Source organism: Aeromonas sp. PrichA-15, assembly GCF_017939245.1.
Classification (GTDB): Bacteria; Pseudomonadota; Gammaproteobacteria; order Enterobacterales; family Aeromonadaceae; genus Aeromonas; species Aeromonas caviae.
Genome location: NZ_JAGKRH010000238.1, coordinates 53,504 through 78,020, shown reverse-complemented (window position 1 = coordinate 78,020; position 24,517 = coordinate 53,504). Strand labels below are relative to the sequence as shown.

The 24,517-nt window shown below is 63.5% G+C and carries 23 protein-coding genes; 8 read left to right on the top strand and 15 right to left on the bottom strand.

Annotated elements, in window-relative coordinates; genetic code table 11:
• Positions 1-40: 40 nt before the first annotated feature.
• Positions 41-2,038, bottom strand: coding sequence for a DNA topoisomerase III (locus tag J9889_RS20180; RefSeq protein ID WP_210557877.1), 1,998 nt, complete (start codon positions 2,036-2,038; stop codon positions 41-43).
• A 297-nt stretch (positions 2,039-2,335) separates the two neighbouring features.
• Here J9889_RS20180 and J9889_RS20175 point away from each other — a divergent pair, with 297 nt between their 5' ends.
• Both J9889_RS20175 and torA read left to right on the top strand, forming a co-directional pair.
• On the top strand, positions 2,336-3,466 hold the full coding sequence (locus J9889_RS20175; RefSeq protein WP_042864791.1) for a NapC/NirT family cytochrome c: 1,131 nt from the start codon (positions 2,336-2,338) through the stop codon (positions 3,464-3,466).
• A gap of 22 nt (positions 3,467-3,488) precedes the next feature.
• Positions 3,489-5,969, top strand: coding sequence for a trimethylamine-N-oxide reductase TorA (torA, locus tag J9889_RS20170; protein ID WP_210557875.1), 2,481 nt, complete (start codon positions 3,489-3,491; stop codon positions 5,967-5,969).
• A 370-nt stretch (positions 5,970-6,339) separates the two neighbouring features.
• Here torA and J9889_RS20165 read toward each other — a convergent pair whose 3' ends face one another.
• From J9889_RS20165 to J9889_RS20150, 4 genes are all read right to left on the bottom strand, one after another.
• The gene (locus J9889_RS20165; protein WP_010675970.1) at positions 6,340-6,801 is read right to left on the bottom strand and encodes a hypothetical protein; all 462 of its coding nucleotides are present in this window, start codon (positions 6,799-6,801) and stop codon (positions 6,340-6,342) included.
• 101 nt (positions 6,802-6,902) lie between these two features.
• Positions 6,903-8,249: a sensor histidine kinase gene (locus tag J9889_RS20160; RefSeq protein ID WP_210557873.1), complete on the bottom strand. Its 1,347-nt coding sequence runs from the start codon at positions 8,247-8,249 to the stop codon at positions 6,903-6,905.
• A gap of 31 nt (positions 8,250-8,280) precedes the next feature.
• Complete coding sequence (locus J9889_RS20155) at positions 8,281-8,937, bottom strand: response regulator transcription factor (protein ID WP_005332666.1); 657 nt, start codon at positions 8,935-8,937, stop codon at positions 8,281-8,283.
• Positions 8,938-9,024: 87 nt separating this feature from the next.
• Entirely contained in the window at positions 9,025-9,357 is a 333-nt protein-coding gene (locus J9889_RS20150; RefSeq protein WP_010675972.1) for a hypothetical protein, read from the bottom strand.
• A 63-nt stretch (positions 9,358-9,420) separates the two neighbouring features.
• Between J9889_RS20150 and J9889_RS20145 the strand changes: the two genes are divergently transcribed.
• Entirely contained in the window at positions 9,421-9,669 is a 249-nt protein-coding gene (locus tag J9889_RS20145; RefSeq protein ID WP_039039611.1) for a PepSY domain-containing protein, read from the top strand.
• 10 nt (positions 9,670-9,679) lie between these two features.
• Here the strand turns inward: J9889_RS20145 and J9889_RS20140 are convergent, their stop codons facing one another.
• On the bottom strand, positions 9,680-10,333 hold the full coding sequence (locus tag J9889_RS20140; protein WP_109112416.1) for a protein-methionine-sulfoxide reductase heme-binding subunit MsrQ: 654 nt from the start codon (positions 10,331-10,333) through the stop codon (positions 9,680-9,682).
• Positions 10,334-10,424: 91 nt separating this feature from the next.
• Positions 10,425-11,435, bottom strand: a complete 1,011-nt coding sequence (gene msrP / locus J9889_RS20135; RefSeq protein ID WP_210557866.1) for a protein-methionine-sulfoxide reductase catalytic subunit MsrP — start codon at positions 11,433-11,435, stop codon at positions 10,425-10,427.
• 371 nt (positions 11,436-11,806) lie between these two features.
• Here msrP and J9889_RS20130 point away from each other — a divergent pair, with 371 nt between their 5' ends.
• Positions 11,807-12,280, top strand: a complete 474-nt coding sequence (locus J9889_RS20130; RefSeq protein ID WP_042014355.1) for a DUF1097 domain-containing protein — start codon at positions 11,807-11,809, stop codon at positions 12,278-12,280.
• Positions 12,281-12,376: 96 nt separating this feature from the next.
• Here J9889_RS20130 and J9889_RS20125 read toward each other — a convergent pair whose 3' ends face one another.
• The 4 genes from J9889_RS20125 to J9889_RS20110 all read right to left on the bottom strand — a co-directional run bounded on the left by J9889_RS20125 (position 12,377) and on the right by J9889_RS20110 (position 15,934).
• Positions 12,377-13,657, bottom strand: a complete 1,281-nt coding sequence (locus tag J9889_RS20125) for a sigma 54-interacting transcriptional regulator (RefSeq protein WP_010675978.1) — start codon at positions 13,655-13,657, stop codon at positions 12,377-12,379.
• A gap of 54 nt (positions 13,658-13,711) precedes the next feature.
• Positions 13,712-14,221 carry a hypothetical protein gene (locus tag J9889_RS20120; protein ID WP_039039694.1) on the bottom strand — a complete coding sequence of 170 codons (510 nt, stop codon included), beginning with the start codon at positions 14,219-14,221 and terminating at the stop codon, positions 13,712-13,714.
• A gap of 105 nt (positions 14,222-14,326) precedes the next feature.
• Positions 14,327-15,739, bottom strand: a complete 1,413-nt coding sequence (locus J9889_RS20115; protein WP_039039616.1) for an ATP-binding protein — start codon at positions 15,737-15,739, stop codon at positions 14,327-14,329.
• A 102-nt stretch (positions 15,740-15,841) separates the two neighbouring features.
• Positions 15,842-15,934 carry a YnhF family membrane protein gene (locus tag J9889_RS20110; RefSeq protein WP_210557864.1) on the bottom strand — a complete coding sequence of 31 codons (93 nt, stop codon included), beginning with the start codon at positions 15,932-15,934 and terminating at the stop codon, positions 15,842-15,844.
• A gap of 125 nt (positions 15,935-16,059) precedes the next feature.
• On the opposite strand from J9889_RS20110, the gene folK reads away from it, so the two are divergent.
• A complete protein-coding gene (folK, locus tag J9889_RS20105; protein ID WP_210557862.1) occupies positions 16,060-16,605 on the top strand; it encodes a 2-amino-4-hydroxy-6-hydroxymethyldihydropteridine diphosphokinase in 546 nt (181 codons plus the stop codon).
• Positions 16,606-16,663: 58 nt separating this feature from the next.
• Here the strand turns inward: folK and J9889_RS20100 are convergent, their stop codons facing one another.
• Complete coding sequence (locus J9889_RS20100) at positions 16,664-17,368, bottom strand: SDR family oxidoreductase (protein ID WP_039039618.1); 705 nt, start codon at positions 17,366-17,368, stop codon at positions 16,664-16,666.
• Positions 17,369-17,527: 159 nt separating this feature from the next.
• Between J9889_RS20100 and J9889_RS20095 the strand changes: the two genes are divergently transcribed.
• Both J9889_RS20095 and J9889_RS20090 read left to right on the top strand, forming a co-directional pair.
• Positions 17,528-17,932, top strand: coding sequence for a CBS domain-containing protein (locus tag J9889_RS20095; protein WP_039039619.1), 405 nt, complete (start codon positions 17,528-17,530; stop codon positions 17,930-17,932).
• 249 nt (positions 17,933-18,181) lie between these two features.
• On the top strand, positions 18,182-18,946 hold the full coding sequence (locus J9889_RS20090) for a transporter substrate-binding domain-containing protein (RefSeq protein ID WP_210557860.1): 765 nt from the start codon (positions 18,182-18,184) through the stop codon (positions 18,944-18,946).
• A gap of 101 nt (positions 18,947-19,047) precedes the next feature.
• On the opposite strand, the gene asnC is transcribed toward J9889_RS20090, so the two are convergent.
• The gene (asnC, locus tag J9889_RS20085; protein ID WP_010675986.1) at positions 19,048-19,509 is read right to left on the bottom strand and encodes a transcriptional regulator AsnC; all 462 of its coding nucleotides are present in this window, start codon (positions 19,507-19,509) and stop codon (positions 19,048-19,050) included.
• Positions 19,510-19,663: 154 nt separating this feature from the next.
• On the opposite strand from asnC, the gene asnA reads away from it, so the two are divergent.
• Positions 19,664-20,656 carry an aspartate--ammonia ligase gene (gene asnA / locus J9889_RS20080; RefSeq protein WP_210557855.1) on the top strand — a complete coding sequence of 331 codons (993 nt, stop codon included), beginning with the start codon at positions 19,664-19,666 and terminating at the stop codon, positions 20,654-20,656.
• Positions 20,657-20,883: 227 nt separating this feature from the next.
• Here asnA and J9889_RS20075 read toward each other — a convergent pair whose 3' ends face one another.
• Both J9889_RS20075 and clpB read right to left on the bottom strand, forming a co-directional pair.
• Complete coding sequence (locus J9889_RS20075; RefSeq protein WP_210557853.1) at positions 20,884-21,708, bottom strand: MBL fold metallo-hydrolase; 825 nt, start codon at positions 21,706-21,708, stop codon at positions 20,884-20,886.
• A 60-nt stretch (positions 21,709-21,768) separates the two neighbouring features.
• The gene (gene clpB / locus J9889_RS20070; protein WP_039039623.1) at positions 21,769-24,342 is read right to left on the bottom strand and encodes an ATP-dependent chaperone ClpB; all 2,574 of its coding nucleotides are present in this window, start codon (positions 24,340-24,342) and stop codon (positions 21,769-21,771) included.
• Positions 24,343-24,517: the final 175 nt, after the last annotated feature.

Below are 24,517 nucleotides of genomic sequence, written 5' to 3'. Positions count from 1 at the left end.
CCCCTCTTTCTTTTCTATGTGATCACGGCGCGCGCCAGCCTCAGGCCGCCTTGCCCCTGGTCGTCCCCTTGCCAGAGCTCTTTCCCGTACTCTTGCCAGCACTCTTGCTCGTACGGGGGCGTGCGGCGGTGGACGCAGTCCGCTTGCGGCGGGCAAATCGCTGCTTGCTGTCACCGGGCGCCGCCTTGGGCAGCGCGCTGAAGCTGGCGCCGGAATCCTGCCGGGCCCCCTCGATCAGGCCGTTGAGCTGCTCGGTGAGCGGCCCCATGAACTGCTGGTAGCTGCCGTGACGTTCGGCGATCTGGCCCAGACTCTGCTCCCACAGTGCCGTCATGTCCGGTGTCGTAGCGGTCGCGGGCAGCGCCTGGACCAGGGCTCGCCCGGTCGGGGTGGCCTTGATGCTCTTGCCCTGGCGCACCAGGAAGCGGCGCTTGAACAGCAAATCGATGATCCCGGCCCGGGTCGCCTCGGTGCCGAGGCCATCGGTCTCCCGCAGGGTCTTGCGGATCTCGGGATCCTGCACATAACGGGCGATGCCGGTCATGGCGGCCAGCAAGGTGGCATCGGTAAACGGCTTGGGGGGCTGGGTCATCTTCTCCAGCAGTTCCCCCCGCTCGCACAGCAGTTCCTCCCCCTCTTTCAGGGCAGGCAGGGTTCCCGCCTCCTCCTCGTCATCCTCTTCCACTCCGAGCAGCGCCTTCCAGCCCGCCTTGAGGATGCGGCGCGCCTTGGCCTGGAACAGCCCTCCGGCGATGCGCAGCAACACCTTGCTGTCGTTGTACTCGAACGGCGGGTAGAACTGCAGCAGATACTGGCGGGCAATCAGGCCGTACAGCTTCGCCTCGTCGGCCCCCAGGCTCCCCTCGTTCCCCCTCTTCTCGGTGGGAATGATGGCGTGGTGGGCATCCACCTTGCTGTCGTTCCACGCCTTGCTGCGGATCCTGCCATCCGCTTCGGCTACCGCCCTGGCCAGCGCAGGGGCCGTGCTGGCGATGGCCTCCCGCACCTGGCCGGCCCGGTTGAAGTGCTCGCTCGGCAGATGGCGGCTGTCGGATCTGGGATAGGTGATGAGCTTGTGCCGCTCGTAGAGACTCTGGCAGATATCCAGCACCCGCTTGGCATCCATGCCAAAGCGCTTGGCCGCATCGATTTGCAGGCTGGAGAGGTTGTAGGGGAGCGGCGCCGCCTGCTTGCGCGCCTGCTCCTCCACCGCCTCCACCCGGGCGGGCTGCCCCTGGATCCGCTCCACCACCTTGGCGGCCAGCGCCCGGTTGAGCACCCGTCCCTCCTCATCCTGCCAGGGCAGGCAGGCCTCCGATGGCAGCCACCTGGCGGTGAAGCGTTCGTTGCCCTGGGTCAGCAGATGGGCCATCACCTCGTAGAACGGCTTGGGAACGAAGGCCTCGATCTCGAGATCCCGGCGCACCACCAGACCGAGCAAGGGGGTCTGTACCCGGCCCACCGACAGCAGCTCGCTGCAACCCCCCTTGCGGCCAAGCAGGGTGTAGGCCCGGGTCATGTTGATGCCATAGAGCCAGTCGGCACGGCTACGGGCCAGCGCCGACACCGCCAGCGGCACGAACTCCTTGTTGTCCCTGAGCTTGTCGAGGGCGCGGCGCACGGCGGGGGGATTGAGATCGCTGATGAGGCAGCGCTGAACCGGTTTGGTCTTGGGATAGCCGAGAAAGTCGATCACCTCGTCCACCAGCAGTTGCCCTTCCCTGTCCGGGTCACCGGCGTTGACCACGCAGTCCGCCTGCTTGATGAGCCCCTTGATGACGGCCAGCTGGGCCTTGGTCTTGGGTTTGGCCACCAGCTGCCACTGGGTCGGGACAATGGGGAGGGATTCCATGCGCCACTGCTTGTAGGCGGCATCGTAGGCATCGGGCTCGGCCTGCTCCAACAGGTGGCCGATGCACCAGGTCACCACGTCTCCCTGCGCCGTCTCGATGAAACCCTCCCCCTTCTTGTGAGGTTTGGGGAGGACATCGGCGATGGCGCGGCCAAGGCTGGGTTTCTCGGCGATAAAGAGTCGCATGATGGATACACCTGAATACTGTATATGTGAACAGTATACAATCCTCTCACCGCAAACCCCAAGCCCCGGGGTGGTGCGCGGCCTCCCCGCCCCGGCTTGGGCATCGCTCCCATCACAGGACATCCCGCTCCCGTTGAAGGATAAAAGTGCGATTAAAATTCAAAAAAGCATACCCAAACAAAAAAAAACCCAAAAATTACTTACATGTCGAAATAAAAATCATGACCGAGGTCAACCCATCGAATCTTGGGACTACTACTATATTGGTAATACCCGAATTCGAAGGACACCGTCACCATGCTTGGAAAACTGTTGAGAAAGACCTGGTTCTGGCTTCTGCTGCTCGGGGCCCTGCTGGGGGTCGTTGCACTGGGCGTCACCGTCACCGTGCTGCACAAGACCAGCTCCACCGAGTTCTGCGTCTCCTGCCACTCCATGCAGACCCCCCTCGCCGAATATCAGGGCAGTGTCCACTTCCAGAACGTGAAGGGGATCCGCGCCGAGTGCGCCGACTGCCACATCCCCAGTGAACCCGCCGCCTATCTCTGGACCAAAATCCGCGCCGTGAAAGACATCTATCACGAGGCGATCGGCACCCTCGACACCCCGGAAAAATACGAGGCCCACAAGCTGCGCATGGCCCAGACCGTGTGGGATCAGCTCAAGGCCAATGACTCCGCCACCTGTCGCAGTTGCCACAGCTACGCGGCCATGGACATCCTGGCCCAGCGCCCCAATGCCCGTGCCGAGCACCCGGTCGCCATCAAGGAGGGCCAGACCTGCATCGACTGCCACCGCGGCGTCGCCCACATCATGCCGGACATGAGCGGCCTGGCTGCCGCCGGTGCCAGCGAGCTGGCGCAAGCCGCCGCCCAGACCCCGGCCACCGTCACCACCCGCTATGCCATCGCCACCACCCCGCTCTATCTGGATGCCGGCGCCAAGACTGATGAAGGCACCCTGATGCCCTCCACCCAGGTGGAAGTGCTGGCCAACGACAACGGCCGCGCCCAGGTGCGCATCGACGGCTGGCAGCAGGACGGGGTGAGCGAGGTGTTCTACGCCGCCCCCGGCAAACGGATCCTGAGCGTGCTGGTCGGCGAAGCCGCCAGAAAAGCCCTCGTGACCGGCAAGAGCGAGACCGACAGCGCCACCAACCTCACCTGGCATCAGGTCAGCCTGACCGCCTGGGTCGACCAGAGCCAGCTCATCGGCGACCAGGGCAAGCTGTGGCAATACGCCTCCACCCTGATGTCCAACAACTGCACCGGCTGTCACGGCCTCACCGCGCTGGATCACTTCAACGCCAACCAGTGGATCGGCGTCATCAAGGGGATGGAGTCCCGTACCTCCCTCACCCCGGAGCAGGCGCGCATGCTCACCCAATACGTGCAGAAACACGCCAGCGACATGAGCGCGGCCCATTAAGGCAGGAACAGAGGACTCTCCCATGACTTTTTTCAATGACCAACAGACCAACCTCTCCCGCCGTACTCTGCTCAAGGGGCTGGGGGCCTGTGCCGCCCTGCCCCTGCTGGCTGGTCTCTTCCCGAAAAGCGCCCTGGCCAAGGCCGTCAGCACGGCCCTTGAGCAGTTCCCCACCCTGGTGCCCGCCCAGAAAGGCATCCTGACCGGCGCCCACTGGGGGGCCTTCGAGGCCATCGTCTCAGAGGGCCGCATGGTGCGGGTCCAGCCGGTGGCCGACGATCCGGCACCGAATGACCTCATCGACATGGCGCCGTTCCAGGTCCACGCCAAGAACCGCATCAAGTACCCCATGGTGCGCAAGAGCTGGCTGGAGCACGGCCCGGGTGCCAGACCGGAGCTGCGCGGTGCCGACGAGTGGGTGCGAGTGAGCTGGGAGAAGGCCATCGAACTGGTGGCCGGCGAGATCCAGCGCGTCCAGTCTGATTTCGGCCCGCAGGCGATCCACGCCGGATCCTACGGCTGGAAGAGTGTCGGCATGTTCCACAACAGCCGCACCCTGCTGCACCGCCTGATGAACCTGGCCGGGGGTTTCACCGGCTATGCCGGGGACTACTCCACCGGCGCGGCCCAGGTGATCATGTCCCACGTGATGGGCTCCATCGAGGTGTACGAGCAGCAGACCGCCTGGCCCAACGTGGTGGAACACGCCGAACTGGTGGTGCTCTGGGGGGTCAACGCCCAGGTGACCCTGAAGAACAGCTGGAACATGCCGGATCACGAGGGGCAGGCCGGCTTCAAGGCGCTGAAAGAGAAAGGCACCCGGGTCATCAGCATCGACCCCGTCTACAACGAGACCGCCAAGCAGGCCAATGCCGAGTGGATTGCCCCGAACGCCTATACCGACGTGGCCATGATGTTGGGGGTGGCCCACACCCTCTACAGCGAGAAGAAGCACGATCAGGCCTTCCTCGATCGCTACACCGTCGGCTTCGACACCTTCCTCGCCTACCTGCTCGGCAAGGATGACGGTCAGCCCAAGAGCGCCGAGTGGGCGAGCGCCATCTGCGGCGTCGATGCCAAGGTGATCCGCCAGCTGGCCCTCGACATGGCCGCCAAGCGCACCATGATCATGGCCGGTTGGGGCATGCAGCGTCAGCACCACGGGGAGCAGCCCAACTGGATGCTGGTCACTCTGGCCTCCATGCTGGGCCAGATCGGCCTGCCGGGGGGCGGCTACGGCTTCAGTTACCACTACTCCTCCGGTGGCAGCCCCACCGCCAAGGGCGGCATTCTGGCGGGCATCTCCGCTGGCAGCGCACCGAAGAACAGCCCGGCCCCCATCCCGGTGGCCCGCATCGCCGACTGCCTCGCCAACCCGGGCAAGACCATCGACTTCAACGGCCGCAAGGTGACCTATCCGGACATCAAGCTGGTCTACGTGGCGGGCGGCAACCCCTTCCACCACCATCAGGACACCAACAACCTGCTCAAGGCCTGGCGCAAGCCGCAGACGGTGATCGTCCACGAGCCCTACTGGACCGCCACCGCCAAGCACGCCGACATCGTACTGCCGGCCACCACCAGCTACGAGCGCAACGACCTGGAGATGGGGGGCGACTACTCCCAGCGCTACGTCTTCCCCATGCACCAGTGCGTCCCCCCCCAGCATGAGTCCCGCAACGACTTCGACATCTTCAGCGCCATCGCCGCCAAGCTTGGCGTGCAGGAGCAGTTCACCGAAGGGAAGGACGAGATGCTGTGGCTCAAGCAGATGTACGACGGCATGGCGGCCCAGGCTCGCGGTGCCCGGGTGGCGCTGCCGCCGTTCAACATGTTCTGGGAGGCCAACAACTACATCCGCTTCCCGATCCCGGAAGCCAACCGCCAGTGGATCCGTCACGCCGATTTTCGCGAGAACCCGCTGCTCAACCCCCTCGGTACCCCGTCCGGCAAGATCGAGATCTTCTCCAGCACGGTGGCGGGGATGGGTTATGCCGACTGCGCCGGTCATCCCAAGTGGTATGAGCCCAAGGAGTGGGTGAAGAGCGAGACGGCAGCGCGCTATCCGCTCTCCCTCAACACCTCCCACCCGACCCAGCGGCTGCACTCCCAGCTCGACAACACTCCGCTGCGGGATAAGTTCGCCATCGCCGATCGGGAGGCGATCCTGATCCATCCTGACGACGCCAAAGCGCGCGGCATCCAGGATGGCGATCTGGTGCGGGCCTTCAACGAGCGCGGCCAGATCCTGGTGGGCGCCCTGCTCTCCGAAGATGTGCGTCAGGGCGTGGTGCGGATCTGCGAAGGGGCCTGGTTCGATCCGGCCAAGCCGGGGGAAGCGGGCAGCATCTGCAAGAACGGCAACGTCAACTGCCTCACCTTCGACGAGGGCTCTTCCAGCCTGGCGCAAGGCAACTGCGGCCACATGGCCCAATTGCAGATAGAGAAGTATATCGGGCCAGTGCTCGCCAACACGGCGCACGAGGTACCGGCCAACGGCTGAGTAGAGGACTGAGCAACAAAAACGGCGCCATCAAGGCGCCGTTTTCTTATCGCAGTTTGTGGTGTGGCTCAGAATCACAAGTCACCCTCAACCATATACTCTTCCGCACACTCCACCCGCCTTGCAGCCAGAGTGGGGACAAGGTGGCTCAGAAGTCTCCTTCCACCATGTACTCTTCGGCACACTCCACCCGCCTTGCAGCCAGAGCGCGGACAAGGTGGCTCAGAAGTCTCCTTCCACCATGTACTCTTCGGCACACTCCACCCGCTTTGCAGCCAGAGCGCGGACAAGGTGGCTCAGAAGTCTCCTTCCACCATGTACTCTTCGGCACACTCCACCCGCCTTGCAGCCAGAGTGGGGACAAGGTGGCTCAGAAGTCTCCTTCCACCATGTACTCTTCGGCACACTCCACCAGCTGGGGCCAGAGATCTTCCGGCACCCAGGCCTCGGGGTCATCCTCGTCACCGTCATACTGGCTCCAGAAGAAGGCACGCAGCCCGCTTGCGAAGTCGTCGCTCAACTCCGCCAGTTCGGAGAGGGGCCCCAGCCAGGCAATGCGGCGCAGGCCGGAGGCGAGATCGTTGATGGCATCCATCAGGGTGCGATCATCCAGGCTCTGCTCCACCAGCAGGGTGAAGCGCTCGCGGGCGCTCTCGGTCTGATCCTCGTCCAGCTCGCCCACGTCGGCCAGCAGGTCGACAAAATCCTCCAGCAGGAACTGGATCAGGGCATCCCTGTCCTCGAACCACTGGATCTGGGCCCCCTTGGTGCCCAGCACCGAGGCATCGAACGAATCATCGAGATGGCACAAAGCCCAAGGATCGTCAGTCATTGCTACCCTTCCTACACCTGAAACAAGAGACGTATCTTATGCCGGGTGCCGCACCCTTGCCAGCACGGCGGCACAAAAGGGGCCCCCGACGGGGAGCCCCATCACTCGACCCTGGCCACCTTGGGCAGGGAGAGGGAAGCGGCGAGCCCCCCCAGCTCGGCCCGCCCCATGATGAGGCTGCCGCGATAGGCTTCCGCGAGATCCGAGACGATGTTGAGACCGAGCCCGGAACCCGGCACCTTCTCGTCGAGGCGCACCCCCCGCAGCACCGCCTTGGCGATCTGATCCTCGCTCATGCCGGGACCGTCGTCCTCGATGCGCAGGGTGATCCAGCCCCCCAGCTCGGCGCTGGAGATGCGCAGCTCGCTGGCGGACCACTTGAAGGCGTTCTCCAGCAGGTTGCCCACCATCTCGTCGAAGTCCTGCTCCTCCACCCCGACCGCCAGATTGACCGGCACCTGCAAGTCCACCATCTTGCCGGGATAGAGGCGGGAGAAGGCGCGGCAGATGTACTCCACCCGGGCCCGCACCGGGGTCGACACCCCGAGGATCTTGGCGGCGCCGGTCACCCGCGCCTTGCCGAGGTGGTAGTCGATGTGGCGCTGGATCTGGTCGAGCTGCTCGCCGAGGGCGGCCTGATCCTCCGGCGGCAACTGGATCACCTGGTTGCGCATGATGCTGAGCGGCGTCTTGAGGGCGTGGGCCAGGTTGCCGGTGTGGGAACGGGCTCGTTGCAGCAGCTCGCCATAGTGGTGCAGCAGGCGGTTGATGTCCTCCACCAGCGGCTGGATCTCCAGGGGGTAACGCAGCCGGAATCCCTCCTGATGACCCTGATGGACGCGGCTCAGCTCGCGACGCAGCAGGTGCAGCGGGCGCAGGCCGTAGAGGATCTGGAACATGAAGCCGAGCACCAGGCCGGTGGCGGCGAAGCCGAGGCCGAGGAAGAGGCTGATACGGGTCTTCTTCAGGGTCTGGGTCAGGGCGCTGCTGTCCTTGGCCATCACCAGGGTGAAGACCCGATCAGACCCCGGCAGCAGCACGGTACGGGTCATGATGAGCAGGGGCTCCTTGTTGGGCCCCTTGCCGACGAAGAGATCCGGATCGCCGAAGGCCGACTTCAGGCCGTGGGCGCTCAGATGGGCATCCCACAGGGAGCGGGAGCGGCTGACCACCGTCTCCCCCAGCTCCAGCTGCCAGTAGTAGCCGGAGTAGGGCTGGCGATAACGGGGGTCGGCCATGGGCTCGGTGACCACCGGCATGCCGTCCGGCTGGATCTCGAGGCGGGAGAGCAGATCGTAGAGCTGCAGGCGCAGGCCATCGGCCTCCGCCTCCTGCCAGTAGTTGCGCATCATGGTCTGCAGGCTGAAGCCGGTGGCGAACAGGAAGAGACCGCACCAGACCATGGCGATCACCACCAGCCGACCTCGCAGGGTGCGTACCAGCCTCATTCAACCCACCCCGCCATCGGTTGCGAGGGTGTCATTCGTTGATCCGGTAGCCGAGGCCGCGCACCGTCTCGATGAGATCGGCGTGGGTCTTCTTGCGAATGCGGCCGATGAACACCTCCACGGTGTTGGAGTCGCGATCGAAATCCTGGGCATAGATGTGGTCGATCAGCTCGCTGCGGGACACCACCTTGCCCCTGTGCTGCATCAGGTAGCCCAGCACCCGGAACTCGTGGGCGGTGAGCTTGATGGGGGTCCCTTCGTACCATACCTGGGACGCCGCCATGTCGAGACGCACGCCACCGATCTCGAGGATGGAGCTGGCGTTCCCCGCCGCCCGGCGCACCAGCGCCTGCACCCTGGCCACCAGCTCCGCCACCTGGAAGGGCTTGGTGAGGTAGTCATCCGCCCCGGCGTTGAGCCCTTCAATCTTCTCGTGCAACTGGCCACGGGCGGTCAGCACCAGCACCGGGGTGTCCATCCCCTTGCTGCGCCACTCCTTCAGTACGCTCAGGCCGTCGCGACCGGGCAGGCCGAGATCCAGGATGATGGCGTCATAGGGTTCGGTCTCGCCGAGAAAGCCCGCCTCGTTGCCATCGTGGCAGAGATCGGTGACGAAACCGGACAGACGCAGCTGTTCCGCCAGCTGGCCCGCGAGGATCTTTTCATCTTCAACTATCAGAATGCGCATACATGGGTATCCAAAACAGGGTTGTGCCGGCACCGGCAACGGTTGGGGGGACGAACCGGACGGCGGTAGGTTCGCGGACTCACGCCGTTACTCCTCTTCCGGGGGCGGGCGCGGAGCGAACAGGCGCTCCAGATGGTGGCCCTTGAGCCACACCATCTCCAGGTTGTCAGCCCGATAGCCCACCTTGATGACGCTGTTCTCCTCGTCGATGAGCCTGAGCTCATAGAGCCAGACGCCATCCTCCTCACCCAGATCGACGCGCAGCACGCGCACCGGCAGGCGGGAGGCCACCTCCATCAACTCATGAAAAGGGCGGACCCGCCCCTCGCTGACCGCCTGTTGCAGCAAGGCCTCGTTCGGCTGGGCCGCCTGAACCAGCATCGGCAGCAGCAATCCAAGCAGGGGCAGCGCGCTATTCATGGGTGATTCATCTCTCAAAACCTAACATAATGCCGTTTATAGTGTGCCAGCCATGAATCCGGAATGAATATGATCCCACGCAGTATCCTGCTGATCTTGTGCCTCTTTTCCACCTTTGGCTGGGCGGCGCAGACACGTCTCGACATGGCCGGACTAGTCAAGTTGTTGCTGGCACAAGGGTATCACGACATTCGGGAAGTGGAGCTGGAAGGGGAGAAATTCGAGGTCGATACCCTGGATGCCGACGATCAGCGCGTCCAGTTGCAGGTCGATGCCAACACCGGCGAGATCACCAAAAAAGAGGCCGAATAGGCCTCTTTTGCTATGGGCGTGACGACTGTTGCGCCGCCTCCCTCCCGGCCACTTGCGCTCGCCTGCGCCAGGGGCGCAGCAGCTTTTCCCGACGGGGCCACAGCAAGGCGCAGGCAAGCACCAGATAGATGAGGGGCTCCTGCCACCCGCTCTTGACCGACCACCAGTAGTGTACCGGCACCAGCAGAGCCACCCCGTAGATCCAGTTGTGCAGCTTCTGCCAGGCAGGCCCCATGCGCCGCAACAGGGCCGGGATCGAGGTGATGCCGAGCGCCAGCAACAGCAGCAGCGCCACCATGCCCACCACTATGTAGCTGCGCTTCACCAGCTCGCCGCCAATCAGCCCCCAGTCGAACTGCAGATCCAGCCCCAGCCAGACCATGAAGTGCAGGGACGCCCAAGCGGCGCACCAGAGCCCGAGGGGGCGGCGCAACTTGATGAGCTGCCCCTGGCGCCAGCGCTTGGCGAGCGGCGACACCAGCAGGGTCAGCAACAGCAGGTGAAGGGCCCCCTTGCCAAGGTAATGGGTCAGCCCCTGGACCGGATCCCCCCCCAGCAGCCCGGCTGGCACGGCATAGCCCAGCCAGAGCAGAAAGCCGAGCGAACCAAGGTGCACCAGCGCCCGCAAGCCGTTGATATGGGCTGTTTTCAGTCTCGGCGTCATATTGCAGTTCCCGTCATGTTTTTCCCGCTTCTCATCCCCTCGCCCACCAGGGGAAAAGGGGGCAAGAGATCATTCGGACAGCGCGTCAGTCTCAATACCATCTACGCAGATCCATCCCCTGATAGAGGGACGCCACCTCGTCGCCGTAGCCATTGAACATCAGGGTCGGCTGGCGCTTGGCACCGAAGATGCCCCCCTCGCCGATGAAACGCTCGCTCGCCTGGCTCCAGCGCGGGTGATCCACGTTCGGGTTGACGTTGGCGTAGAAGCCATATTCGTTGGGGGCCAGCAGGTTCCAGGTGGTGGGGGGCATCTCCTCCACCAGGCGGATGGATACGATGCTCTTGATGCTCTTGAAGCCGTACTTCCAGGGCACCACCAGCCGGATGGGAGCCCCGTTCTGGGCGGGCAGGGTTTTGCCATAGAGCCCCATGGCGAGGAAGGAGAGGGGGTGCATGGCCTCGTCGAGGCGCAAGCCCTCCACATAGGGATAATCGATGCCGCCCCCCAGAGCACGGGAGGCCTGCCCCGGCAGTTGCTCGGGATCATAGAGGGTCTCGAAGGCCACGAACTTGGCGCGACTGGTGGGCTCGGCACGGCGGATCAGATCCGCCAGCGCAATGCCGCTCCAGGGCAACACCATGGACCAGGCCTCCACGCAGCGCAGCCGATAGATGCGCTCCTCCAGGGTGCTCTTGTTGATGAGATCCCACACATCCAGGGTGAAGGGTTTGGCCACCTCCCCTTCCACCTTCAGGGTCCAGGGCTCGGGCCTGAGGTAATGGCCGTTGCGGGCCGGATCCCCCTTGTCGGTCCCCAGCTCGTAGAAATTGTTGTGGGTGGTGGCCTTCTCCTCCGGGGTGAGGATCAATCCCTCTGGCCGGGTCGCGGCACGGATGTCGAGGGGTCTGGTGGGGGCCACGGGGGCCGGCTTGTCCGGTGCGAAGAGATCCAGCAGGCTGGCCTTCACCGGAAACGCCAGGGTGGCGGCACCGACGCCCAGGCCCAGCCCTTTCAGGATGCGGCGACGATCCTGATAGACGGTTTCCGGCGTGACATCCTGTTCGGTGGGGTGATGAGAAGTACGGCGCTTGATCAACATGAAAAAACTCCCGGGACGATGAGGTTGACAACCATAAGACCCGCCCCGGCCGAGTTTTATTTCACACAGAATTACATGAGTTGGTAAAGGGGCAGTGCCTTGGCCATGGTACCGGCCAGGAAGAGCACTACGAACACCAGCAGAGGAACGATCACGTTTGGCACCATCAGACTCACTCCATGAGCAGGACAGGGCTTCTAACTATGGAACAAGGTCTGCGGCGCCTCCAATGAATTTTTTTCGCGAGCGCAAGCGTATTCCAGAGTTGCAAAGAGTGACCGGGATCACACACAATCCGGCCCCCGCTTGCTGCCGCTCTACCGCGGAGTAGGCTGCCTCCTTTTCCGGATTCAACCACTGAGAGTCACGCCATGAGCCCACTGTTCGCCATCGCCATCACGACCGGGATCCTCTCCGCCGTCTGGGGTGGACTGGCCGCCGCACTCGGTCTCATCTCCTGGGTCGGCTTCCTCGGCTGCACCAGCTACTTCGCCTCGAGTGGCGGTTACAAGGCGCTGTTGCAGACCCTGTTGTGCAACACCACCGGCATGCTGTGGGCACTCCTGCTGATCCACGGGGAGACCTGGTGGGGGGCCGGCATGGCGGGCTATCTGATGACAGGGGTGGTGGCCACCCTGATGTGCGTGCAGGCCAGGCAGCAGTGGCTCGCCTACATTCCCGGCACCTTCGCAGGTTGCTGTGCCACCTTCGGCGCCGCAGGCGAGTGGCGGCTCATTCTGCCCTCCCTCATCATCGGCGCCCTGTTTGGCTATCTGATGAAGGCGAGCGGCCTCTGGCTCTCCCAGAAGACCCTCTCCACCGGCGGCGTCAGCGACCCGGCATAAGCCTGAGCCTGAGCCTGAGCCTGAGCCTGGCAAGGTAACCGATTCGGTCGGAAACCAGAGGGGCGGCCCGTCATCGACGGGCCGCCCCTCTGTCATTTATCCCTTCGACTTGAAATTTGCCGCCTCGATGCCGTGCCGATTCAGCAGCTTGTAGAAGTCGGTGCGGTTTCTCCCCGCCATGTTGGCCGCCAGGGTCACGTTCCCCTCCGTGGTGCGCAGCAGCCGGATCAGATACTCCTTCTCGAACTCGGCCCGCGCCTCGTTGAACGAGGGAATACCGCCACCGCCGCCACTCAGGGCCGACTCCACCATGGCCGCGCCTATCACCGGGCTGCAGCAGAGGCTGGCGAGCTGCTCCACCACCCCGCAGAGCTGGCGCACGTTGCCCGGCCAGGCCGCGGCGGCCAGCAGGGCCAGCGCCTCCGGCGAGAAGCCGAGGGCGGCGCAATCGGGGTGACGGTTGCGGTAATCGTCCAGCGCCTGACGGGCCAGCAGGGGGATGTCCTCGCTGCGGGCGCTCAGCGGCGGCAGGGTGATGTTGGCCACGTTGAGGCGGTAGAAGAGATCCTCGCGAAAACGCCCCTCTTCCATGGCGGTCACCAGATCCTGATGGCTGGAGCTGATGACCCGCACCTCGGGGGTACCCTGACCATACTCCGCCAGCACCTGGAGCAACTTGGCCTGGAGTGACTCCGACAGATCCCCTATCTCGTCGAGGAAGAGGGTGCCGCCTTTGGCCTCGGCAAACAGGCCGGACTGGCCATCCTCGCCAAACAGCTGCAAGTCCAGCGCGGGCCAGGGCAGAGCCGCACAGTTGATGGTATGCAGCGGCTTGTCGCGGCGGTGGCTGGCCTGGTGCAGCGCCTGGGTCATCACCCCCTTGCCGGCGCCGGAGGGGCCCAGGATCAGCACGGGCACGTCCATGGTGGCGATGCTGCTCGCCTGGATCAGCAACTGCTCCATCTGCGGGTTGCGGGTCTGGATGAGGGACTGCCACTCCTGCTGCTGCTTCGGACGGGTCAGGCTGAGAGCATGTTCTATGGTGACCAGCAGCTCGTCCTTGTCGATGGGCTTGGTGAGGAAGCTGAACACCCCGGAGCGGGTCGCCTGGATGGCGTCGGGAATGGTGCCGTGGGCGGTCATGATGATCACCGGCATGCCGAGCCACTGGGACTGGATCCGCTCGAACAGCGCCAGCCCGTCCATGCCCCCCATGCGCAGATCGCTCAGCACCAGGTCGGCCCGTTGCTGGCGCAGCCTGTCCAGCGCTCCTTCGGCGCTGTCGGCGGTATCCACCTCGTAACCCTGGCTGCGCAGGCGCATGCTCATCAGCTTGAGCAGGCTGGCATCATCGTCCACCAGCAGAATACGGCTCATGCTCTCACCCCCTCTTGGCGAAAAACGCGGTCATTGCGGCGCTGTCCGAAGCTGTCATGGCTGACCTCCCCCATTGAGCTTACGCTGGTTGAGCTGCTCGTCGATGGCGGAGAGCTGCTCTATCTGCTGGCGCAGACGCTTCACCTCCTGACTCTGATCGTCGCGGCGGCTGTCTCGCACCAGCAGCTCCTCCCCGAGGGCGATCCAGCTGCGCAGGAAGGCCTGGGCATCGAGACCGAGCTCCGGCAACAGAGCTTTCAGCTGATCCAGCCCGGCCCGGCGGCTGGCCACCGATTCGGACGGGTGGGTGTTGACCATGGCCAGGCTGACCCGGCTCTCGAGGTCGGTGGCGCCGGCCAGTCGCTGGCGCTCCTGCATCCGCTGCTGGGGATGGCTGGCCAGCAGCCAGTCCGAGTATTGCAGGCGCACCTGCATCTCCTTGTTGGCAAACTCCATCCGCCTGGCGATCGCCTCCTGGGAAGGCTCGGTGAGGCTGGTAGAAGGCAGCAGGGAACAGCCAGCGAGCAGGCCTATCATCAATACGGGAATCACAAATCGTTTCATCTTGAATGTCACTTCAGATCCTGGTGGGGAACAGGCACCTGCCCGCTCCTCTCAATATTCGGTGTCAAGGCGCCACCCGCACCTGCGGGGTCGCCGCCACGCCCGTCAGCTCGGGCGCACGTTCAAATCCAGCCGGAAACAGACATCCGCCTGGGCATCCTCGATCAGCCTGAGCTCGCCGCCCAGGCTCATGGCAGACTCCCGGGCAATGGAGAGGCCCATGCCGGAGCCTTTCAGCAATCCCTGACGCACTATGCTGCCCTGTTCGAAGGGCTCGAAGATGCGCTCCCGCTCGTCTGGCGGGATGACAGGCCCTTCGTTGGCCACCTCCAGCCAGCCGCCGCCCGCCCCCGCCCCGGCGCGGATCCAGATCTGTCCGCCCCTGGCGCCATAGCTGACCGCGTTGGAAAAGAGATTGTCGAGGATGAGTCGCAGGCGGTAGGGCTCTGCCCGCAGGCTGATGGGCTCGGGCGGCAAGTGTACACTGATTTGCTTGGATTCCAGCGCGAGCCGGTACTCTTCGGACAAGTCTGACAACAAGGGCGCCAGGGGCACCTCGGACAGGGTGAACACCTCCTGCTGGCTGAGGCGATTGAAGTCGAGCAGCCGCTCGATCAGGGTCTGCAGACGGCGGCTGTTCTCCTCCAGCATCTGGCAGATCTCCTGCTGATCCCCGTTGAGGGGCCCCACCAGCTGCTCCGAGAGCAGATCAGCCCCCTCCCGCAGCACGGCAAGGGGGGTTTTCAGCTCGTGGGATACGTGGCGCAGGAACTGGTATTTCTGCTGTTCCAACTCCTTGAGCTTGTCGTGCAGCCAGCTGATCCGCTCCCCCAGCAGCACCAGTTCGGCCGGGCCATCCACCGGGCGCTGATCCGGCTCGACGCCTGCGCCCAAACTCAGGATCCGCGACTCAATCTGACGTACCGGGTGGATGATGAGGTAGGTAAAGAGCAACACCAGCAGCAGGCTGAGCCCGGCCACGAAGCCGCTGACCCACCAGATCTGCTGTTTCAGCTCCACGATGGCGCCCCGCATGCGGGTCACGTGATCATCCACCTGGCTGCGGGTGACCACCTCCAGTTGCTGGTTCAGTTCGTTGAAATCGGTGAAACGGGGGCTGGTCGCCTCCTGCCTGGCCTTGCGCAGATCCTGCAGGCCGTCGAGCCAGACCAGCGCCGCCTCGAGATCTCCGTAGACCTCGGCATCCGGAATGGAGTCCTGATGGGTCGCGAGCAGTTCCCGGTAGCGCACCAGCTGCTGCCGATAGCTGGCCAGGATGCGGTCATCACCCAGGACCGCATAGCGGCGCAGGGTGCGCTCGAGATCGATGGCCTGAGTGGAGAGCAGCGTCGCCCGGCGAGTGTCCCGCACCGCACGTTCCATCTCGTCGCTGGTGAGCTGGCCCAGGTGGGAGAGAGCCTGACTGTCGTGCCAGATCATGCCCCCCAGGGGCATCAGCACCAGCACGAAGCCCATCAGTACTACCTGGAGCAGGGAGCGGGGCCGAACCTTGGTCATCTTCTGCGGTCTCGATTCGTCATGGGGGAGCCAGCATATCCGCACTGCCCCAAAAAGCAAAACCGGCCATAAAGCCGGTTTGATTGCTCACCGAGGCCGGATTCACGCCAGGCCGACGGACGCCACACGGATGACAATGATCATGGCAAGGGCCCCTGACGCGGCCAACAGTGCCCATTTCATTTCTACGCTCATGCAAACCTCCTTTCTGCCAATCAGCGTTGGATCACAACAGATAACGACATGTTAATTCATAGTGAATCCCATAACCGTGAGCTGCGTATATATTTCAGACGAGCCCAACCCAAGGAATGGAAAGCATGTTTTATCTCTGTAGCATTGGATCCAATCTCGACCCCGCCCTGCACGTCAGTCAGGCCGTCGCCGAATTGCTGGCCCGCTTTGGTCGCCTTCACCTGAGTTCCGTCATCCAGACCAAGCCCGTGGGCATGCATTCGCGCCACGACTTCCTCAACTGCCTGTTCGTCGTCCAGAGCGACCTCTCCCCCGCCCAGCTCAAGGCCGAATTTGTCACCATGGAGCTGGCCCATGGCCGGGATCGCAGCAACCCCCTGTGCAAGGTGGCGGACAGGCCACTGGACATCGACATACTGGCCTGCGGCGAACGAGATGACTTCGCCGAGGCCGGGGTGGATGCCTACCTGGGGGATCTGCTGGCGGAGATGTATCAGGGCGGCAGTGTGGACTCCGGCAAGGTGACCCTCGGCCTGCCGGGCAGCAAGGTGTTTGCGAAGCAGCGTATCGGCCAGGCCCCCATCCATCTCTGCCAGCAAGACGAGGCCCTGCTTCCCGGCAGCGGCCACCCCGGCCCCCCTTCCCGGCACGCCGCCATCCGGCACCCTTGAGCCGTTCACACACATGAGGCGCCCAAAGGCGCCTCATGTCATGGCGGCCCGCCTTGCCCTAGATGACGGCGAGGGCGCGCCCCCCGTCCACCCGGATGCTGGCCCCGGTCATGTAGTCGTTCTTCATCAGCATCTGTACCGCCTGCCAGATGGGCTCCAGACCCCCTTCCCGCGCCAGCGGCGTCTTCGCCAGCACCTGCTGGCGCCAGTCATCCCCGTGCTCGTCGAGAAACAGGATGGGGCCAGGCTCTATGGTGTTGACCCGCACGGCCGGTGCCAGTTCGCGGGCAAAGCTCATTGCCAGGGAATGGGCTCCCGCCTTGGTGGCCACGTAGGCGGCAAACTGGGGCGCCGGGGCATGGATGTAGATATCGGTGATGTGGATGATGCCCCCGTTGGGCTGGCGAGCAAGGGCGGGGGCCAGCGCCCGGTTGAGCTGGAAGGGAGCCGCCATGTGTACCCGGTAGAACTGATCGAACTGGGCCAGCTGCACCGCAGGATCCGCCGCCTGGGGCTCGAAGGCGGAGGCATTGTGGATGATCAGGGCAAGATCCTCATGGGCCGCCAGCGCCGTCACCACGGCGCCCACCTCCTCTTCCCGGGTGAAGTCCGCCTGTACCAGCTCGACGCCCACGTCTCGCAGACGATCCAGCTCGGGCCGTTCGCTGCGATAGCTGCCCGTCACCTGCCAGCCAGCGGCCACCAGCTGCTCGCACAGATAGAATCCCAGACGACGGCCACAGCCCGTTACCAATGCACGCATACCTTCTCCTTGTGGTTGTCGCCCTCCCCGATCCATGCAGGATCGCACGGAGGGCCCATTCATCGGCCATGACCTATCGATGTCCGAGGCAAAACCCATTGGCCCCCTTTCACGGCCACCGGGCATAGTGGCCCCATCGACCCCCATAGAGCCACCATCATGCTACAAATTCGCGATCATATGCAGCCATTGACCCACTCACTGCACCCCGGCCTCGGTCTGGCCGAGGCGCTGGACAGACTCCATCGGGCAAACCTGGGGGGCCTGCCGGTACTGGATGACCATCAGCACCTCGTCGGATTTCTCTCCGAGCAGGATTGCATTCCCGCCCTGCTCACGGGCAGCTATCACTGCGACACCCGTACTCTGGTCGAAGATCTGATGAGCCGGGCCCCGCTGTTCGTCTCTCCCGATGACAACATCGTGGATCTCGCCCGCCAGATGGCCGGGGCCAGACCCAAGGTCTATCCGGTAATGGAGGGAGGCAAGGTAACGGGCATCATCAGCCGTCGTCAGGTGATGCAGGCCCTCAACACCCAGATGAAACAGTGTCAGGCAACCTGAGGCAGGCCACCTCGCACACGTTTCATGCCGACCACCCTCCCGCCCACAGCCGGCGAGTGGCTGGTCCATCCCGCCCGACTCTGCCACGGGGCGGCCTGTCGAGGCAGCGCCGCCCCCCTCCCACCGGCACCGTTCGTTTGTCCCCTCCCCATTTCAGGGTTTGCCATCCGTGGTCGTCTCTAGTTAGATAGGTGCCGGTCACAGTCCCTGCCGGATGCGACCCCGTCCCGAGTGCTCAGGAGATGTAACGTGCGACGCTTGCTCGTATTCTGCTTGCTGCTGCCCTGCTGGCTGTCAGCCAGGGAGCTGGTCATTGGTGGCATCCTGGAGCCCCCTCTCAAGTGGCTGGATGCACAGGGACACCCTCGCGGGCTGGATGTTGATCTCGTCACCGCCATCTTCGGCACGCTCCATACCCCCATCAGGATTGAGCTCATCGATTCGGGGGCCAGGCTCACCCGCAATGCCGAAAGCGGCTTCTATGACCTGCTGCTGACCCACTCCTACAAAACGGAGCGGGAGGCCTATCTGCTCTACCCCAAACAGGCCCATATGCTCCATAGCTGGCACTTCTTCATACGCAAGGAGTCCGCAGGCCGGATCCATTATGACCATCTGACGGATCTCAAACCCTGGCGCATCGGTGTCACCCGGGATTTCTCCTATACCCCCGAGCTCGCGGCAGCCATGACAGACCCGAGCTATCACTTCCAGGAGATCCCCATCAACCAGCTGCAACTGCGCAAACTCATCGCCGGTCGCATCGACGTGGTGCCCATGTCCCTGGTCACCGCCTTCACCCAGATAAGAGAGGAGGGACTGGAAGGCAAACTCGACTACCTGCCAAAGCCCCTCAAGACCAGCCCCTACTTCAATGTCTGGACCCGTTCCCGGGCCGATGCCGACACCCCGGCCCTGATGGCCGCCTATGATGCCGAACTGCTGCACATGAAGCGGGACGGCCGGCTCAAGGCCCTCTACGACAAATACGGCATCCCCTATATCGAACCCTGATCCACCGTTCAGGGTGTCATCTCCCGCAGGGTCGCATTCTGCTGCGCGAACAGGGTCTCGCACGGGATAGGGATCTCTACGCCCCCCTCAGACCACCCGACTCAAGGCTTCACATCCCGCAGGATCGGGTTTTGCAGCGAAATCAGCGTCTCGGTGGACTGGATCTCGTCGATGGTCTGGATCTTGTGGATCAGTACCGTCTGCAACTCGTCGATGGAACGGGTCATCACCTTCATGAAGATGCTGTAGTGGCCCGTGGTGTAGTAGGCCTCCACCACCTCGTCCAGCGCCTGCAGTTTGGCCAGGGCCGACGGGTAATCCTTGGCGCTCTTGAGGTTGATCCCGATGAAGCAGCAGACGTCGTAGCCCAGCTTCTTGGGGTTCACCTGCACCCGCGTTCCCTCGATGATGCCCGCCTGCTTCATCTTCTCTACCCGCACGTGGATGGTGCCCGGGCTCACCAGCAGTTGTTTGGCCAGTTCGGCGTAAGGCAGGCGCGCATTCTCCATCAGGGCGGTAAGGATGGCCTGATCGAGATTATCGATCCGATAATTTTCTGACACTTTTTTGCGCTCCTTTTAATGATTCATCATTAATTGATGGCTTATTTTGAAGAAAAAAACACACAAAGCCTATTTCAATTATCGAATATTGAATTTAGTTGGCATTCTGTTGAAGAATCACCGCATTCAACGGATTCACGACAGGTAATTCAGCATGAAACAGCACTACATCCGCAGCCAACAGCAGATCAGCTTCGTCAAAGAGATGTTCTCCCGCCAACTCGCACTGCAACTCGGCCTGATGGAGGTACAAGCCCCCATTCTGAGCCGGGTCGGTGACGGCACCCAGGACAACCTCTCCGGCTGCGAGCATGCAGTGCAGGTCAAGGTGAAAACCCTGCCGGAGCACAGCTATGAGGTGGTCCACTCCCTGGCCAAGTGGAAGCGCCAGACTCTGGGTCGCTTCGGTTTCGGCCCGGGTGAAGGCATCTACACCCACATGAAGGCACTGCGTCCGGACGAGGATCGTCTCAGCCCCATTCACTCCGTCTACGTCGACCAGTGGGACTGGGAGAAGGTGATGCCGGGCGACCGCCGGGATCTCGCCTATCTGCAGGAGACGGTGCGCGGCATCTGGGCCGCCATCAAGGCCACCGAGCGCGCGGTCTGTGCCGAGCATGAGCTGACCCCCTTCCTGCCGGCGGATATCCAGTTCCTGCACAGTGAAGAGCTGCTGACCCGCTACCCGGACCTCGATGCCAAGGGACGCGAGCGCGCCATCGCCAAAGAGCTGGGAGCGGTCTTCCTCATCGGTATCGGTGGCGCCCTCTCTCACGGCGAACGCCACGACGTCCGAGCCCCGGACTACGACGACTGGAGCAGCGAGAGCGAGCTGGGGCTGGCGGGTCTGAACGGTGACATCCTGGTGTGGAACCCGGTGCTGGAAGACAGCTTCGAGATCTCCTCCATGGGGATCCGGGTGGACGCAGAGGCCCTGCGCCGCCAGCTCGCCATCACCGGGGACGAGGATCGCCTGCAATACGACTGGCATCAGGATCTGCTGGCAGAACGCATGCCGCAAACCATCGGCGGCGGCATCGGCCAGTCCCGTCTGGCCATGCTGCTGCTGCAAAAAGAGCACATCGGTCAGGTCCAGGTCGGCGTCTGGCCATCTGAAATGAAGGCTGCCATCCCAGGCATGCTGTAACGAATTGATTTGATTGCCTCTGTCCTCCTATCGCGGCAACACGGCGCGGGACAGACGCGATAGCGAAGCTGGTCAGCCGGGGTGGAGAGCGTATCCCGACTGACTGTAAGGCGGGCATGGTCGCTGACTGTGCCTGCCGACCCTGGGGCTTGCCCCTGCGATCCGCCCAACCCACGTCAGATCGCATCGAATACATTCCTCCCGGCAATCTTCGGATTGCCGTTTTTTTACGCCGAAAAACTGTGCTCAAAACCCGCCCCGATCTGGTGCTGGCGCGGCAACCCCGCCTTTCTGCTGCCGGTGCAGTGGCAGGCAAACAACCGCTCCACCGCCTCTTCCTGCAGATAGGCTCCGAGCGCCACCGCCCGCTCTGGGCCGGAAAACTTCAGGTGCAGGCCGCCGATGACGGCGTGGATCCGCTCGTCGCCACACACCTCCTTGGCCCACTCGATGATGTTCTCGACCCCGGCGTGACCGCAGCCGATAAAGACGATGAGCCCCTGCTCGCTCTTGTAGGCCAGCGCCGAGTCGTCGCTGATGAGGTCTTTCTCCACCCGCCCGCCCCGCACCATGTAACCAAGCAAGGAGGGTTTGGCCTGCTCCCGTCGCAGTATGGTTCCCAGGAACACCAGCCGCTCGGACAGCCAGACCGGCTCAGCTGAACAGTGAGGGAGCAGCCCTCTCGTCGCCAGTTGTCGCGGATCCAGGTCGCCCGAGAGGCGGTAGAGGTTGTAGCGTCGGGGCAGCAACGGCAGGAAGTAGCCCCGCTCATTGAACACATCCGGACAAGCGATCAATGGAATAGGATCGGAATAGACGGGCAGGGAGCCGATGCCTCCCACATGGTCGTAATGACCGTGGGACAGCACCACATGGGTGAGAGAGCCAAGATCTACCCCCATCACCTCGGCATTGTGCCGCAGCGCCCGGCCCCGACCACTGTCGAACAGCACCTTGAGTCCATCGCACTCCAACAGCAACGACAGTCCCTTTTCAGGCAGGCAGCCGGGTAGATGAACATCATCATCCACCAAAACGGAAAACGTCAGCATCTCAATCACCCTGAAAACAAAACGCAGGCACGAGGCCTGCGTTTTTCATCGACAATCCCATTACTGGGTCATGGTGAGGCCGTTGCTGTCGGCCCCCAGCCGCAGTGTCTTGCCCGGGATGACCCGACCGCTGAGCAGGGCCTGGGCCAGCGGGTTCTCCACCTTCTGCTGGATCGCCCGCTTGAGGGGACGCGCCCCGTAGACGGGATCGAAACCGGCGTGGACCAGCTTGGTCAGCAGCTCCTCGCTCACCTCCACCTCGAAGCCCTGGGACTCCAGACGGCTCATCAGGCTCTTGAGCTGGATGCGGGCGATGGACTTGATGTGCTCCTCACCGAGCGGGTGGAACACCACGGTCTCGTCGATCCGGTTGATGAACTCCGGCCGGAAGCTGCGGGTCAGCACCTCCATCAGCATGGCCTTCATCTCGTCGTAATCCTTCTCGGAGTGGTGCTCCTGGATGAGATCAGACCCGAGGTTGGAGGTCATGATCACTACGGTGTTGCGGAAGTCCACGGTACGCCCCTGACCGTCGGTCAGGCGGCCATCGTCCAGCACCTGCAACAGGATGTTGAAGACATCGGGATGCGCCTTCTCCACCTCGTCCAGCAGGATCACCGAGTAGGGGCGACGGCGCACCGCCTCGGTGAGATAGCCCCCTTCCTCGTAACCCACGTATCCCGGAGGCGCCCCCACCAGACGGGCCACGCTGTGTTTCTCCATGAATTCGGACATGTCGATCCGCACCATGGCGTCCTGGGTATCGAACAGGAACTCCGCCAGCGCCTTGCACAGCTCGGTCTTGCCCACCCCGGTGGGGCCGAGGAAGAGGAAGGAGCCGATGGGGCGGTTCGGGTCGGACAGCCCGGCACGAGAGCGGCGAATGGCGTTGGAGACGGCGTCCACCGCCTCTTCCTGGCCGATCACCCGGCTGTGCAGCTGATCCTCCATCCGCAGCAACTTCTCCCGTTCCCCTTCCAGCATGCGGGCCACCGGAATGCCGGTCCAGCGGGCCAGGACGTCAGCGATCTCCACGTCGGTGACCCGGTTGCGCAGCAGGCTGGTCTCCTGCATCTCGGCCTGGGTGGCGAGATCCAGCTGTTTCTCCAGTTCAGGGATGCGGCCGTACTGCAACTCGGACATGCGGCCCAAGTCCCCTGCGCGGCGCGCCACCTCGAGATCCTGACGGGCCTGCTCCAGCGCCGCCTTGATGTGCTGAGTACCGGCGAGGGCAGCCTTCTCGGCCTTCCACACCTCTTCCAGCTCGTTGTATTCCCGTTCTTTTTCCGTCAACTCCTGATTGAGCAGATCGAGGCGCTTGCGGCTGGCGTCATCGTCCTCCTTCATCAGCGCCTGCTGCTCCAGCTTGAGCTGGATGATGCGCCGCTCGAGCCGGTCCAGGGATTCCGGCTTGGAGTCGATCTGGAGCCGGATGCTGGCCGCCGCCTCGTCGATAAGGTCGATGGCCTTGTCAGGCAGCTGGCGATCCGCGATGTAGCGGTGGGAGAGCTGGGCCGCCGCGACGATGGCGGGGTCGGTGATCTGCACATGGTGGTGCAGCTCGTAGCGCTCCTTCAGGCCACGCAGGATGGCGATGGTGTCCTCCACCGAGGGCTCCTCCACCAGCACCTTCTGGAAACGGCGCTCCAGCGCGGCATCCTTCTCCACGTACTGCCTGTACTCATCGAGGGTGGTGGCCCCGACGCAGTGCAGCTCGCCGCGGGCCAGGGCGGGCTTGAGCATGTTGCCCGCATCCATGGCACCCTCGCCCTTGCCGGCACCGACCATGGTGTGCAGCTCGTCCACGAAGAGGATGACGCTGCCCTCCTCCTTGGCCAGATCGTTCAGAACCGCCTTGAGCCGCTCCTCGAACTCGCCGCGATACTTGGCTCCGGCCACCAGGGCCCCCATGTCGAGCGACAGCACCCGCTTGTTCTTGAGCCCTTCCGGCACTTCGCCATTGATGATGCGCTGGGCCAACCCCTCGACGATGGCGGTCTTGCCGACGCCGGGTGCGCCGATCAGCACCGGGTTGTTCTTGGTGCGGCGTTGCAGCACCTGGATGGTGCGGCGAATCTCGTCATCCCGGCCGATCACCGGGTCGAGCTTGCCGAGTTCGGCCCGCTCGGTGAGATCGATGGTGTACTTCTCCAGCGCCTGGCGATTCTCCTCGGCGTTGGCATCCTCCACCTTCTTGCCGCCACGGACCTTGTCGATGGCTGCCTCGAGTTTTTCCTTGGTCAGCCCCTGGGCACGCAGCAGCTCGCCCAGCGTCCCCTTTTCATCCAGGGCCGCCAGCACGAACAGCTCGGACGAGATGAACTGATCCTTGCGCTGCTGGGCCAGCTTGTCGCAGACGTTGAGCAGGCGGCCGAGGCCGTTGGAGAGCTGTACGTCCCCTTCCACCCCGCTGACGCGGGGCAGGCGATCCAGCTCCTCGCCGAGGCGCGAGCGCAGGGTATTGATGTCGAGCCCGGTCAAGGTGAGCAGCGGACGAATGGATCCGCCGTCCTGATTGAGCAAGGCGCTCATCAGATGGACGGGTTCGATGAATTGGTGGTCACGACCCAGTGCAAGAGACTGGGCATCGGAAATGGCAATCTGGAATTTGCTGGTCAGGCGATCGAGGCGCATTGCACTCCCCCTTCAAGACAGACGCCGCATGCGCGGCAACAACATCGCTTTCTGACAAGGAAGATGTGGTCTTGAAGGGCAATTTCAAGGGGTGGCTGTTTATTTTTTCCTCAATAGCGGTGACCGAGGGAAAACGACCTCGCAATGGCAGCCTGCACCCTGAGCCTGCTCGGCA